Here is a 13,525-nt window from a genome sequence, read left to right as displayed (position 1 = left end):
GAAATATCATCCTTTAACTTAGAATGCAAAAAGAATCAGAAAAAAGATAGTTTCAGGCATCACAACCAAGTGATGCCTTTATACTGATGTTATTATTCAGCTTCTAACTTAAGCAGCTGAACCAAGAGGAAGAGCAAGTACTTCGGTCTTCCTGATCTCTACCCTTCTGAGCGGGTAGATGGTCTTTGCGTTCCTGTATATATTTGCGGAAAGCTTACCCATGATCGCTTCCTCGATGAACTGCTCGAAATTGAGTTCTGCAGCACGCTCGGTTACGATTTTGTCCATTACTTCCCTTATGCCCTTGATCTGGCTTGTTCTTGCCCTTTTAACAGTGAAGCAGATAGGCTTGACCCTGATGAGATAACCGTCCTTGGTCTTTACATCGAGGTTGTTGTCAATCCTTGAGGTCTGGCGCTTGACAATGGAACGCAGGTAGTCGGTTGTGATTTCGTGACCGATGAATCTGGTGTTGGCAACATCGCCGTTAACGTCGCTGATCTCGAGCTTGAGCTTTGTGTTGTGCTTTGTGAAATCGTTAGCTATCTCGCCAACTGTTGTCTCAACAACACGTCCGATAAGCTGCTCTGGATCCTCTGCAGGGCTTACTCCGATGTTTGTCCTGCTGATGAACTCGGGTGTTTCTACGTTATACCAGGTCTTTGTTTTCCATTTGTCTAACTTTCTCTGTACTTTCTTTGCCAAGAAATTCCTCCGAATGAATGTGATTCTGTGTGATATATTAAATTAAGTGATCAATTAAATGTTCAACGGGCTATCGCTATATGAATAATGATTATGTACACTAGATTGGCTCTCTATACAAGTCATGTCCATATATAAATAAATCGGTTAGCATCTTGATTAAGCCTCAGAACAGGTAAATATCAATAGATAAGTATTTTTCCTTTTATCTTTTCCGCTTATATCAGATTTAAAGTGACTCTTGATCTGCTTTATGTGCTAATATTCTTATTGTTTTCAATCCAGTTTTAGCAAAGTATTTATATTGCCTATCGGAATAAAGTTGCTTGTGTCCTAGTGCTGTTAAAGGCTAATAACTGAGTGTTGATCATTATGCATCCCAAGGAATATTTTGTCCCGAAACTGATAGAAGCAGTTCTGAAATATGATGAAAATAAAGTAGAAGAAATTGCTCTTGATGCACTTAGTGCGGGAACCGATCCTGTCATCCTGGTAGAAGAAGGACTCAGTGTTGCCATGGAACGGGTAGGAGAGATGTTCAGTGAAGGGAAGTTATACCTTCCGCATGTGATTGCGGCTTCAGAAGCAATGAATGCCGGGGTAAGGGCTCTTCTGCCAGCTCATGAAGAATATGTTCCAATGAGTGGATTCAAAGCTACTGTCATGATCGGGACCATTGAAGGGGATATTCATTCAATAGGAAAGGATATTGTTGCTGCCTCACTTCAGATCGCAGGCTACAGGGTAATTGATCTTGGGATCGACGTTCCTGTTGAAGAATTTACTGAAAAAGCGTTGGAACTGTCTCCGGATGTAGTTGCCACATCGGCTCTCATGAATATAACCATGGTAAATCAGCAGGTACTGGAAGAAAAGTTAAAGGATACCGGTATCCGGGACAGGTTGAAAACTGTCGTGGGCGGTTCTCCTGTAAGTGATGAATGGGCTCTTGAGATCGGAGCGGATATATATGGTGCTGATGCTGCCGATACTGTGGAAAAACTGAACGTTTTGTTTTGTTCTGCAAAAGAAAGTATACTCATTGAGGACAGAGAGAAATGTAGGGCAGTCCGAATCGGTGAATTTGCAAGCGGTTGAGCCTATAAAAAAGATATAAGGGCAGAATTACCATTCAACTGCGCCTTTAGTATGCTTCATTCGTGTTTTCAAGCTTTTTCTGCTCTGTGTCGAACATCGGTATCTCCATTTCCAGGTACCAATGCTGCATGAACGTGAGCATATGATATTTCAGGAAAACTTTTCCTGGCATCTCTACAATTGATATTATGAATATCAAAAACAAGAGTTCCAGGAACACAATTATGCCTGCCATACTCCATATAATAATACTAGGATCGGACAGTACCGGCTCGAATATGTAGTATAATGCCAGATCGACTATTCCCAAAACGACCAAAAGAATTACAGCAACTATTATTGCTACGATTCCTACTGCTATACCGACCGCTATTCGCAATACTGCTCTTCCTATCCAGTAGAGAACTATCTGTTTCCAATCATTCCTGAATGTTCGCAATACCCGGGAAAATGCTGCAGATATGCTTTTTGAACCGTACATTGACACGGGTATGGACAGGTTTATGAAAGAATTTAATGCACCGGATATAACTGCTGCCATTACTATGGCTACAATCAGTAGAAGTAAAGAAAACAAGAAACCAATCCAGGACTCGCTTTCGGCAGTTCCTATCATCAGCAGAAATACGGGAAGCACCATTATTATTGCTAAGACAATGACTGCAACTGCAACCAGAAGACGGAAAATGAAGAGCCAGAAGCCTTTTCCTAGATAGTTGCGAAAATATTCCCTGAGCTTGACTTCGTTGCTGACCAGGGAATCTACAAAAACGTATTCCATAACATTCCTGATGTATGCGAACAAAACAAGAACTACTAACAGAAGGATGATTGCTGTTACTATCAGACTGAAATATTGGTCTGATGTTACAAAATTAACAAAACTATCAAAGGCGGAAGAAAGCTCAGCATTCATTTCCGGATCGTCAAAAGATCCACCAGATCCCGTGCTGTTACTCAGGAACGGGCTCCCTGCTCCAAGGAATACTATTAATGCGAGTTTCATCCATTTCCAGAAATCAAATGGCTCAAGAAGGCTCTTTTTTGTTCTTTTAAAGGCACTATCTACTGCATCAACCACATACCAACTCGTATAAATAAATATACAATGTTTTCTATATGAATTTATTGTTTTTGTGTAATGGTTGGTTTACAGCGGATAGTTTCCGATTATAACAAAAACTTTTTTATCGATAAACTACATGTCAGCCACATTCACAATTGTGAATGATCAATAATGTAGAACTCTTTGGCTGAACTATCAATATGATAACCCGATTAGCAACTCATTGTTAATAGGTGAGTTATTTAGTAAAACAGCCATTTTATCTTAATTATTACAAACATCTGGAAGGACTAAAATGAAAAATTCATTAAAATCGATCAGGGAAACAAAACCACTGGTTCATCACATAACTAACTGGGTAACGATATACGATTGTGCTAACATGACAAGGGCATTCGGTGCGCTTCCGGTTATGGCTCATGCCCGGGAAGAGGCAGCGGATATGACTGGCATTGCATCTGCCCTTGTGCTGAATATCGGAACCCTTACTTCTGATCTGATAGATGCTATGATAATTTCCGCAAAGGCTGCGAACGAAAAGAACATACCTGTGGTACTTGATGCAGTGGGTGTAGGTGCCACCGGATTCCGTGATGACATGGCTGCAAAGATACTGGATTCAGTCCAGGTTGATATCATCAAGGGTAATTACTCCGAAGTTGCCAGACTTGCAGGTGAGGACGCCCGGACCAGAGGCGTCGAGGCGACATCCATTGATGCAGACCCGAAAAAAATCGCAAAGGAGTATGCGGACTTAAGATCATGCGTGGTAGTCATGACCGGGAAAGAGGATATCATCAGTGATGGGAAAAGAGTTTTTATGGTGAAGAACGGACATGAATCAATGGGCTCAATTGTTGGTACCGGCTGTATGGCAGCTTCTGTTATCGGAATTTTTGCTGCGGTCAATCCCGACTATTGTGATGCTGCAAAGGATGCACTGTGCTATTTCGGAATAGCCGGGGAACTGGCGGCAGGAAAATCCGGTGGTCCGGGTACCTTCAAAATGCATTTCTATGACGAAGTATCCCGTCTTTCGGATGAGGAAGTACAGGCAAAGCTGAATTTTAAGGAATACTGACCCAACTACGATGCCAGCCGGTCAGTATCTTTTACAAAATGGGAAGTTGAAAATGAACACTAAAAGATCTCTACTCGAGATGATCGACTTTTATCTTGTCACCGATTCCGGCCTCTCTAAAAAAGGAACCGTTTCGGATGTAAAATGTGCTGTTGCAGCAGGATGCCGGATAGTGCAGTACAGGGAAAAGTCAGGAAGTACGAAGGATATGATACTTGAAGCGTCACAGATCAAAAAACTCTGTGGTAATGAAGCGATCTTTCTGGTGAACGACCGGATCGATGTTGCACTGGCGGTGGAGGCTGATGGTGTTCATATAGGGCAGGATGATATGCCCATAGATATTGCAAGGCAGCTTCTGGGTCCTGATAAGATCATCGGCCTCACCGTCCATAATATTGAAGAGGCTATTGAAGCTGAAAGAGAGGGTGCCGATTATGTTGGTCTGAGCCCCATATTTGATACTTCCACCAAAAAGGATGCCGGAAATGGCATTGGTCCTGAAAGCATCAGGGCTGTAAAGGATGCTATAAGTATCCCTGTTATTGCAATTGGCGGAATCAATAAAGAGAACTGCGTGAGTGTTGTTCGGGGAGGCGCTGACAGCCTTGTAGCTATCTCTGCAGTCGTGTGCAGTGAGGATGTGGAAAGGGAAACAAGGAGTTTTATTGATACTATCCGGAAAACAAAACTGGATATGTAAGAATCTCGAACACCGACTGTTGAAAGTGGTTAAAAAATGGAAAAAAGGAAAAATAGAATTTATTCATATCGGGTAAAAGCGAACCTGAACCAGCTTGCTTCCGTGGTTGTCATACTGCCAGAAGTGATCTGTTCCATCGGAAGGGTATAGAAGTGAATCATAGTTTGTCAGGCCTGTCAGATAATCGAATACCCACATCTCTTCATTCTCTTCAAACAATCCCTGTTCTGTAAGGTTATCCAGGTAACCGACGGTATCAGGTTCTTCTGTAGCATCTACATAGAAAAGGTCTGTAGCATCCGTCCATCCTGCTTTTTTGCTTTTGGAAACTCTCAAATCACCAATGTCAAAATAATATGTGTCGTTGCACTTTACCCATCCGTTGATGTCTGTGTATCCTCCAGGTTTGCCTTTTGCAGCAATATAGACATTATACTTGCCCGGAGCAAGCTGGAATGCTGCTTTACCGTCATCAAATGCATTTCCGTCAAGGACAGCAAATTCATCTCCCTGTGTCATCTCTATTGTTATACCGGAAAGTACGGTCTCATTTCCTTCATCATATACGGTGAAATTAAAGGAACTTGTGTCCTCGGGAACAAACATTGTATGCCTGTCTCCGTTGTCATAACTGCCGCCGCCGTTCCAGTCTGTTTTTTTGCCGATGATGTTCAGGTTGTAGTGCTCTCCGTTAAAATCCACTCCCGGTTTTGCCGCCGCACCCACTGAAACCATCAGTCCGGCACATATAATTACCACTGCAATGCCCAATACAAATATTTTTGTTTTCATCTGATCTCCGCCTGTATATTTATTTTTTAGACTTTGCTGAATCTCTCATCGTACTTTTACTGGTAATCTGACACATTATCAAGTATGTAGCTTGATCTTCCCCTCACTTTCTGCTTTCGACTGTCAGATTTGAGATTTTTTTCAGAGCCTTAATCAACGGATTGATGAACACTTACATGTGTATAGTGTGCACATATGTTCCAAAAATTCGCTTGATCGAGTGTTAATGGGAAATTTTATGTCCACTCTTATTTAAAATTGTGTAGTAGTATGTTCATTTTGCTTCACAGAGTATGATAAAATTATTAAACTAGTTTGTGCTGGCTATTTTTATTCATTATTGAGTTTCATTATAAATATTTATATAAAATGTGGTCATAAACTTCGCCAAAATCATTCATGGAAAGCTTGATTTTTCGTGAAGACTGCAACGAAAGATGAGTATTACGGTGGACCAGGAATCTATGAGCCAGAATCAGAACCCAGAGCAAAAAGCCAGGGATATCATTGATGAAAAGCTAGATGATACTGGCTGGAAAGTGCAGGATCGAAACAAGATCGACTGGAACGTCTCATCCGGAATTGCAGTAAGAGAATACTGGACTGATGTTGGGCCTGCGGATTACGTTCTTTTTGTTGATAAAGTGCCTGTAGGGATTATTGAGGCAAAAAAGGAAGAAGAAGGGTGCAAATTAACAGTTGTGGAAGAGCAGTCAGCTGAATATGCTTCCAGCAAATTGAAGTATCTGGACAATGACCCGCTTCCCTTTGTTTATGAAAGTAATGGGGAGCTTACAAGGTTTACAGATTATCGCGACCCAAAACCACGGTCCAGACCAGTTTTTTCTTTCCACAGGCCCGATACTTTCATAGCATGGCTCAAAAACGATAAGTCACTCCGATCCCGGTTGATGAATATTCCGGAGCTTGGAATACAGGGGCTGCGTGATTGTCAGGTCAAGGCGATCATGAATCTTGAGGAATCATTTAAGGATAATCGTCCAAAGGCACTGGTCCAGATGGCAACAGGGTCGGGTAAGACATATACTGCTATTACATCTATCTACAGATTGCTTAAGTTTGCAGATGCTAAGAGAGTGCTTTTCCTTGTGGATACAAAGAATCTCGGAGAACAGGCAGAGCAGGAGTTTATGGCCTATGTTCCGAATGACGATAACCGTAAGTTCACGGAATTATATAATGTGCAGCGTCTGCGTTCCAATTTTATTGCTTCTGACAGTCAAGTTTGTATCTCCACTATCCAGCGTCTTTATTCGATACTGAAAGGGGAAGAGCTGGATGAGGAAATGGAAGAGGAGAATCCGGCTGAAAGGAAAGAATGGCAAAAGAAACCTGTGCCTGTAGCTTATAATAAAGATATACCAATTGAAACGTTTGATTTTGTTGTTATAGACGAATGCCACCGTTCCATATACAATCTCTGGAAACAGGTGCTTGATTATTTCGATGCTTTTCTGATAGGACTGACTGCCACACCTGATAAACGTACATTCGGCTTTTTCAATGAGAATGTGGTTAGTGAATACAGTCATGAGGATGCGGTTGCCGATGGGGTGAATGTAGGGTATGATGTATACACTATCGAGACCGAGATCACCAAAAACGGTGCTCAGATACAGGCCGGCCAGTATGTGGACCGCAGGGAGAAACTCAGTCGTAAAAAACGCTGGGAACAACTGGATGAGGACTACACTTACACAGGGAAGAAACTGGATAAAGATGTTGTCAACCCCAGCCAGATACGCAATGTAATAAAGGCATTCAGGGATAAGCTGCCGGAGATATTTCCCGGAAGGAATGAGGTTCCAAAGACGCTGATATTTGCCAAGACCGACAGTCATGCCGATGATATTATCCAGATAGTCAGAGAAGAGTTCAATGAAGGGAATGCTTTCTGCAAGAAGGTTACATATAAGGCAGAGGATGACCCGAAATCAGTACTTGCAGCTTTCCGTAATGACTATAATCCGAGAATTGCCGTGACGGTGGATATGATTGCCACCGGTACGGATGTTAAGCCACTGGAATGCCTGCTTTTCATGAGGGATGTGAAGAGCCGCAATTATTTCGAGCAGATGAAGGGACGCGGTACAAGGACCATTGAACTGGATGACCTGAAAAAAGTGACACCTTCGGTTGTTTCTGCCAAGACCCATTTTGTTGTTGTGGATGCCTCCGGTGTGACTAAATCGGTTAAAACCGAAAGCAGGGCTATGGAACGTAAGAAAGGTGTTCCCATGAAAGAACTGCTGGAGGCTGTGACCTTCGGAGCGGAGAGTGAAGACCTCTATGTTTCCCTTGCCAGCCGTCTTTCAAGGCTGAACAAGCAGCTTACTGATGATGAAAGGGAGACCTTTGCTGAGAAGGCAGATGGAAAGAACATAAACCAGGCTGTCAGGGACCTGCTCAATGCCTATAATCCGGATATAATTGAGGCAAAAGCCTTTGAGATCAAACAACGTGATCCGGAGATTCCCGAATCGGAACTGAAGACACAGGCCCAAAAGGAACTCATAGATACTGCAAGATCAACCTTTACCAGGGAGTTGAACGAGTATATCGAAAATGTCCGCAGGGTGCATGAGCAGATCATTGATTCGGTGAACATTGACAGGGTCACCCGGGCTGAATGGGATAAGGATGCTGTGGCAAAGGCGGACGATCTTGTAGATGATTTCAAGGCATACATGGAAGCCAATAAGGATGAGATCACGGCACTAAGTATCTTCTATGACCAACCTTACCGGCGCAGGGACGTGACCTTCAGGATGATAAAAGAGGTGATGGATAAACTGAAAGCTGAAAAGCCGCAGTTTGCCCCACACCGTATATGGCAGGCATACGAGCAACTGGAAGATGTCAAAGGTAATTCACCAAAGAACGAGCTTACAGCCCTGATCGCGCTTATCCGAAGGATCACTGGTATAGATCCGGTTCTTACAGCATACGACCAGACCGTGAACAGGAATTTCCAGGACTGGGTTTTTGGAAAACAGGCTGGAACCCTGAAGTTCACCGAGGAACAGATGGACTGGCTGCGCACAATTAAAAACTATGTGACCAATAGCTTCCATCTGGAAATGGATGACCTTGACTATGCACCTTTTGACCGCCTTGGCGGTCGTGGCAGGATGTACCAGTTATTTGGTGATGAGATGGCCGGGATTATTAATGAGATGAATGAGGCGCTGGCGGCTTGAATATGGATGAATGGATAGAGAGTATTCTTGCAGCCGGCGAAGGATACCATATTGAGTTCAAGGAGAGTCTTGATAAGTCGTTTGTGGAAGAGGTTTGCGCTTTTGCTAATTCCAATGGCGGTAAGGTTTTTCTTGGAGTTAGCGATAAGGGAATTATCAAGGGAGTTCAGACCGATAACAGTTTCAGATCAAGAGTGCAGGATTCCCTGAGACAGCTGCAGCCACAGTTAGATGTTAAAATCGAAGTATATGACAATTTCATTGTTGCCGATGTGCCGGAGGGAAGCGAAAAACCTTATGCCTGCTCCAGAGGCTTCTTTCTCCGGAACGGGGCAAATTCCCAGAAGCTTAACCGTAATGAGATAATAGCTTTTTTCCAGAAGGAAGGTCGTATTCGTTTTGAGGAACTGAGAAATGACAAGGCTGATTTTGAGACGGATTTTGATGAAAGGGCGTTTCGTAATTTCCTGAAGCTCGCGGGCATTACCAGTTCCATCGACCGGATGGATCTGCTCAGGAATCTGGATTGCATTACCGATGACGGAAAACTGAACAATGCCGGTGTGCTGTTCTTTGCAAAGGATATCGATTTCCTGCTGAATCATGCGATAGTGGTCTGTGTTCTGTATAAGGGAATCGAAAAAGTGAATATTCTTGACAAGAAAGATTTCAAGGAGAATATTGTTGAGAACATCGATAATGCTATCCTTTTTGTCAAAAGGCATACCAATGTGGAGTACAGGATTGAAAAGATCCGCCGTGAGGAAATTCCCGATATACCCGATATAGCCCTCAGGGAAGCTATTATCAATGCAGTATGCCACCGTGATTATTTTGACCGGGGTTCCAATGTGCTTGTTGAGGTCTTTGACGACAGGGTTGAAATATCAAATCCCGGCGGCCTGCCAAGTGGCCTGAAACCCTCTGAGTTCGGTACCCGGAGTGTTGCCCGCAATCCCCTTATTGCCTCCCTGCTGCATCGGATCGATTATATCGAGAAGGTCGGCACCGGGATAAACCGTATCAAGCAGGCTGTGGAAGAAAGTGATAAAGCATCGGTGGAGTTCTCCTACGATGGCAGTTTTTCTGTGGTTTTCCGAAAACGCGATGCAAGTTCGGAGAAGACTGTGGAGAAAACTGTGGAGAAAACTGTGGAGAAAACTGTGGAGAATTCCGCAGAAAAGATCATCGAAGCAATTAAAGAGAAACCTTCCATCACCACAAAAGAACTGACCAGGATAACAGGCCTATCCCGACGCGGAGTGGAGTGGAATATTGCTAAATTGAAAGAAGAAGGGCGTTTGAAGCGCATAGGACCTGACAGAGGCGGACACTGGGAAGTGACGGACCAATCTGAAAGCTGAAACACTGAGTTTTAATCTTTTGTTTTCTGTGGTATAAACTGTGGTATAAACTGTGGTATAAACTGTGGTTTAATTTGTGGGATAAATCGTACTTTGCACTTATTCAATATAATAATGAAATATATTTATATCACATGCACATTTTAAATTTATATTGTTTATGGAAGTAGAGTTGGCGGACTAATATGAAAATCCTGTATGATACTAACATTCTGATTCATATTCTTGATCCAAAAGAACTTGCTCCTGATCTCCAAAATCTGTTGAGACTGATAAGAGAGCATGGACATCAAGAGTATATTCATCCTGCCTCTCTTAAAGACCTCGGAAATGATACTGATATCGAGAGAAGGAAAATTACTTCATCAAAAGTTCATGGCTATCCCATAATTCCTTCTCCACCGATACCTAATGATGAGTTTATATCTCTGGTTGGTGCTCCAAAGAATTCACATGATGAAAACGATAATGAAATTCTTTTTTCGCTACAAAAGAACCTTGTTGATTTTCTGATCACAGAGGATAGAGGAATCAGGAAAAAGGCGTTTCTCTTAAACCTCGATGACAGGGTTTTTTCTATAAGTTCTGCTCTTGCTTATTTTTCTTCACTTCACAAACGTTATTTTCCAAGCCATACTCTGTTGAAAAAATGCTATGCTCATGAAGTTGATATCGAACAACCGTTTTTTGACTCCCTGAAAGCAGATTATGGAGAAGAAGATTTCAAATTATGGTATGATAAGTGCATAAATGAAGGTCGTGAGTGCTATGTGTATCAAATCGGTGATGAAGTAAAAGCATTTCTCATGTTAAAAGAAGAAAACGAGCCAATAGAAACACATATTCCTATTCCTGCTGTGAACAGAGTTAAAATTGCGACTTTGAAAGTAGACCTGACAGGTTCCAAAATCGGTGAACTTTTCCTTAAAATTGCTTTTGAATACTGCGTTAAGAATGAAATCTTTGAAATTTACCTGACTCACTTTGAGATCGAAGATGATACTCTGATTCATGTGATTCGAAATTTTGGTTTTGAGAGAGTGGGAGAACTAAGCCACAATAACGAACCGGTATATCTTAAAAAACTCTTGCCTGAAAATAAAGACCTAGGTGCTTTGGAGATCGCCAGAAAATATTATCCTTGTTTTAAAGATGGTGAAAACATCAGAAAATTCATAATCCCCATTCGTCCAGAGTATCACGACACCTTATTCCCGGAATATGTGAAAAGACAAATGAAAATCACTGACTATTGTGAGATCAATATTCCGGGCAATACGATTAAGAAAGCCTATCTTTCTGATAGATATTCTTCAAGATTGAGGACCGGAGATATTGTTCTGTTCTATCGGTCGCATGATCAAAAAGCAATAACTTCCCTGGGAGTAGTTGATCAGGAACCGATTAGAACTAACGACCAAAATGAATTCAAAAGGATTGTAGGTAAAAGAAGCGTGTATTCTGAAGAACAACTCACAGAGAAAGCAGATAAAAATGCATTTATAATCCGTTTTAAGCACCACTTTTTCTTACCAGATCCAATGGATCTGAATGAACTTATCCATGAAAATATTTTAAAAGGACCACCACAATCAATAACAGAAATAAACCATGAGAAATATCTAGCCCTAAAAACTGGTGGCAAACTCGATGAACGTTTTACTATCAATTAAACCAAAGTATGTTGATGAGATAATAGCTGGTAAAAAGAAATTCGAGTTTAGAAAAGCTATTTTTAAAAAAAGAGATATCAGTAAAGTTTTCATTTATGCAAGCTCTCCTGTTAAAAAAATAGTTGCATCATTTGAGATTGTAAGAATAATTGAAGATTCACCTCAAAATCTCTGGAAACAATGTAGTGAATATGCCGGCATCCCGGAAAAGGACTTTTTTGACTACTATAAAACATCGGATATCGGCTATGCAATTGAAATCACTAATTTTGAAAAATTTTCTGAACCAATCGATCCCTATATCTTGAAAAAAGACTTCAGACCACCCCAATCTTACTGCTATTTACCTCTGGATTATTTTGAAACAAAATCATATCAAAGCTCTTTAAACAAAGACTATACAATGTCTTCAGCAGAGGAAAAGGAAGAGTACAATTCTGAATATCGTTCCATTCCACAAGAGACTTCACAAAACATCCAAAGTTCAGGATTTGCACAAGAAAAGGTTGGATGGGAAGAGTCTGAGGTTGGTTCTATCTTTGAAACTGTTACTGGAAATACACCTTCAAAGAAAAAATCTGAATACTATGGTTCTGAAATTCCATTAATAAAGCCACCTGAATTGTTCAATTCAATTATCGGAGAGCCCTCTGAATATTTATCTAATAAAGGAGCAGAGAAAGCAAGAGTTGTTCCAGAAGGAACTGTTTTGATAACATGCATTGGAAATTTAGGCAGGGTTGGTTTAGCAAATAAAAAAATTGCTTTCAATCAGCAAATCAATGCCATAGAACCAACACAATTTATTGAACCTAAATTTACATATTATCAAGTACAATCACTTTTTTTTAAAAATCAGCTCAATAATTTAGCTTCTGCTACAACTGTTACCATTGTAAATAAAAGTAAATTTGATTCGATACGATTTATTGTTGCTCCACTCCCCGAACAACGCGCCATAGTCTCCAAGATCGAGCAGCTCTTCAGCGAACTCGACAACGGCATCACCAATCTCAAACTGGTACAGGAGCAGCTCAAAGTTTACAGGCAGGCGGTGCTAGATGAAACATCAAAAATTGAAACTTTTGTGCCTATCACTGAGGTAATTGAAGAACTCGGACAAGGTTGGAGCCCAAAATGTAACAAAGAACCATCCACAAATGATGATGAGTGGGGGGTGATAAAAACAACTGCAATCCAAGCTGGCCACTTCAATGAAAGAGAGAACAAGAAATTACCTAAAAACCTTGAACCAAAGTCACAACATGAATTGAATGCAGGCGACATCTTAATTACACGTGCTGGTCCGAGAGTCAGAGTTGGGGTATGTTGTTTAGTTAAAAAAGTCAGACCTAGATTGATTAATTGCGATAAAGCATACAGAATTAAACTCAAAAAAGACCTTATTGTGCCTGAATTTTTTGAATACACAATGAATTCTGCAAAGTATACACTTATTATAGAGGGTTTGAAAACTGGAATTAGTGATAGTGGTGTGAATCTCACGCAAAAAAGATTTTTGAATATGAAAATCCCGTTGCCTACAATGCCAGAACAACAAGCCATCGTCCAGGAAATAGAAACACGCCTTTCAGTCTGTGACAAAATGGAGCAGGACATCGCGGAGAATCTGGAGAAGGCCGAGGTGCTGCGGCAGAGTATTTTGAAAAAGGCGTTTGAGGGGAAGTTGCTTGATGAGCGGGAGCTGGAGGAAGTGAGGAACGCGCCGGACTGGGAGCCGGCTGATGTTTTGCTGGAGAGGGTGAAGGCGGAGAAGAAGGGGAAGAAGTGAGAACAAATGGGACTGGAAAGATTGAAAAGA

General features: G+C 41.5%; 10 protein-coding genes. 7 read left to right on the top strand and 3 right to left on the bottom strand.

Going from position 1 to position 13,525, the window contains the following annotated elements:
- Window positions 1-108: 108 nt before the first annotated feature.
- Window positions 109-705, bottom strand: a complete 597-nt coding sequence (locus HWN40_RS09375; RefSeq protein WP_176965486.1) for a 30S ribosomal protein S3ae — start codon at window positions 703-705, stop codon at window positions 109-111.
- Window positions 706-1,077: 372 nt separating this feature from the next.
- On the opposite strand from HWN40_RS09375, the gene HWN40_RS09370 reads away from it, so the two are divergent.
- Window positions 1,078-1,803, top strand: a complete 726-nt coding sequence (locus tag HWN40_RS09370) for a cobalamin B12-binding domain-containing protein (RefSeq protein ID WP_176965485.1) — start codon at window positions 1,078-1,080, stop codon at window positions 1,801-1,803.
- A 46-nt stretch (window positions 1,804-1,849) separates the two neighbouring features.
- Here the strand turns inward: HWN40_RS09370 and HWN40_RS09365 are convergent, their stop codons facing one another.
- Window positions 1,850-2,884 (bottom strand): DUF7544 domain-containing protein, encoded by a 1,035-nt coding sequence (locus tag HWN40_RS09365; protein ID WP_176965484.1) that lies wholly within the window; start codon window positions 2,882-2,884, stop codon window positions 1,850-1,852.
- A gap of 280 nt (window positions 2,885-3,164) precedes the next feature.
- Between HWN40_RS09365 and thiM the strand changes: the two genes are divergently transcribed.
- Window positions 3,165-3,950, top strand: a complete 786-nt coding sequence (gene thiM / locus HWN40_RS09360; RefSeq protein WP_176965483.1) for a hydroxyethylthiazole kinase — start codon at window positions 3,165-3,167, stop codon at window positions 3,948-3,950.
- A 52-nt stretch (window positions 3,951-4,002) separates the two neighbouring features.
- Window positions 4,003-4,653, top strand: a complete 651-nt coding sequence (gene thiE / locus HWN40_RS09355; RefSeq protein ID WP_176965482.1) for a thiamine phosphate synthase — start codon at window positions 4,003-4,005, stop codon at window positions 4,651-4,653.
- Window positions 4,654-4,716: 63 nt separating this feature from the next.
- On the opposite strand, the gene HWN40_RS09350 is transcribed toward thiE, so the two are convergent.
- The gene (locus HWN40_RS09350; protein ID WP_176965481.1) at window positions 4,717-5,445 is read right to left on the bottom strand and encodes a hypothetical protein; all 729 of its coding nucleotides are present in this window, start codon (window positions 5,443-5,445) and stop codon (window positions 4,717-4,719) included.
- A 464-nt stretch (window positions 5,446-5,909) separates the two neighbouring features.
- On the opposite strand from HWN40_RS09350, the gene HWN40_RS09345 reads away from it, so the two are divergent.
- The 4 genes from HWN40_RS09345 (at window position 5,910) to HWN40_RS09330 (ending at window position 13,495) form a co-directional block, all read left to right on the top strand.
- Window positions 5,910-8,666 (top strand): type I restriction endonuclease subunit R, encoded by a 2,757-nt coding sequence (locus tag HWN40_RS09345; protein WP_176966365.1) that lies wholly within the window; start codon window positions 5,910-5,912, stop codon window positions 8,664-8,666.
- Window positions 8,667-8,668: 2 nt separating this feature from the next.
- Complete coding sequence (locus HWN40_RS09340) at window positions 8,669-10,030, top strand: AlbA family DNA-binding domain-containing protein (RefSeq protein WP_176965480.1); 1,362 nt, start codon at window positions 8,669-8,671, stop codon at window positions 10,028-10,030.
- 185 nt (window positions 10,031-10,215) lie between these two features.
- On the top strand, window positions 10,216-11,703 hold the full coding sequence (locus tag HWN40_RS09335; protein ID WP_176965479.1) for a PIN domain-containing protein: 1,488 nt from the start codon (window positions 10,216-10,218) through the stop codon (window positions 11,701-11,703).
- Window positions 11,681-13,495, top strand: a complete 1,815-nt coding sequence (locus HWN40_RS09330) for a restriction endonuclease subunit S (RefSeq protein ID WP_176965478.1) — start codon at window positions 11,681-11,683, stop codon at window positions 13,493-13,495. The genes HWN40_RS09335 and HWN40_RS09330 overlap by 23 nt, the downstream gene beginning before the upstream one ends.
- Window positions 13,496-13,525 lie beyond the last annotated feature (30 nt).

The sequence above is a fragment of the Methanolobus zinderi genome (genome assembly GCF_013388255.1).
GTDB lineage: Archaea > Halobacteriota > Methanosarcinia > Methanosarcinales > Methanosarcinaceae > Methanolobus > Methanolobus zinderi.
The sequence above is the reverse complement of the archived record's forward strand: the minus strand, read 5'-3'. Positions and strand labels throughout refer to the sequence as shown.

What these genes read in the sequence shown, in the direction of transcription:
- HWN40_RS09335 (WP_176965479.1), top strand. Translation starts at nt 10,216, where the DNA reads ATGAAAATCCTGTATGATACTAACATTCTGATTCATATTCTTGATCCA.
- thiE (WP_176965482.1), top strand. Translation starts at nt 4,003, where the DNA reads ATGAACACTAAAAGATCTCTACTCGAGATGATCGACTTTTATCTTGTC.
- HWN40_RS09330 (WP_176965478.1), top strand. Translation starts at nt 11,681, where the DNA reads ATGAACGTTTTACTATCAATTAAACCAAAGTATGTTGATGAGATAATA.
- thiM (WP_176965483.1), top strand. Translation starts at nt 3,165, where the DNA reads ATGAAAAATTCATTAAAATCGATCAGGGAAACAAAACCACTGGTTCAT.
- HWN40_RS09345 (WP_176966365.1), top strand. Translation starts at nt 5,910, where the DNA reads ATGAGCCAGAATCAGAACCCAGAGCAAAAAGCCAGGGATATCATTGAT.
- HWN40_RS09350 (WP_176965481.1), bottom strand. Translation starts at nt 5,445, where the DNA reads ATGAAAACAAAAATATTTGTATTGGGCATTGCAGTGGTAATTATATGT.
- HWN40_RS09340 (WP_176965480.1), top strand. Translation starts at nt 8,669, where the DNA reads ATGGATGAATGGATAGAGAGTATTCTTGCAGCCGGCGAAGGATACCAT.
- HWN40_RS09370 (WP_176965485.1), top strand. Translation starts at nt 1,078, where the DNA reads ATGCATCCCAAGGAATATTTTGTCCCGAAACTGATAGAAGCAGTTCTG.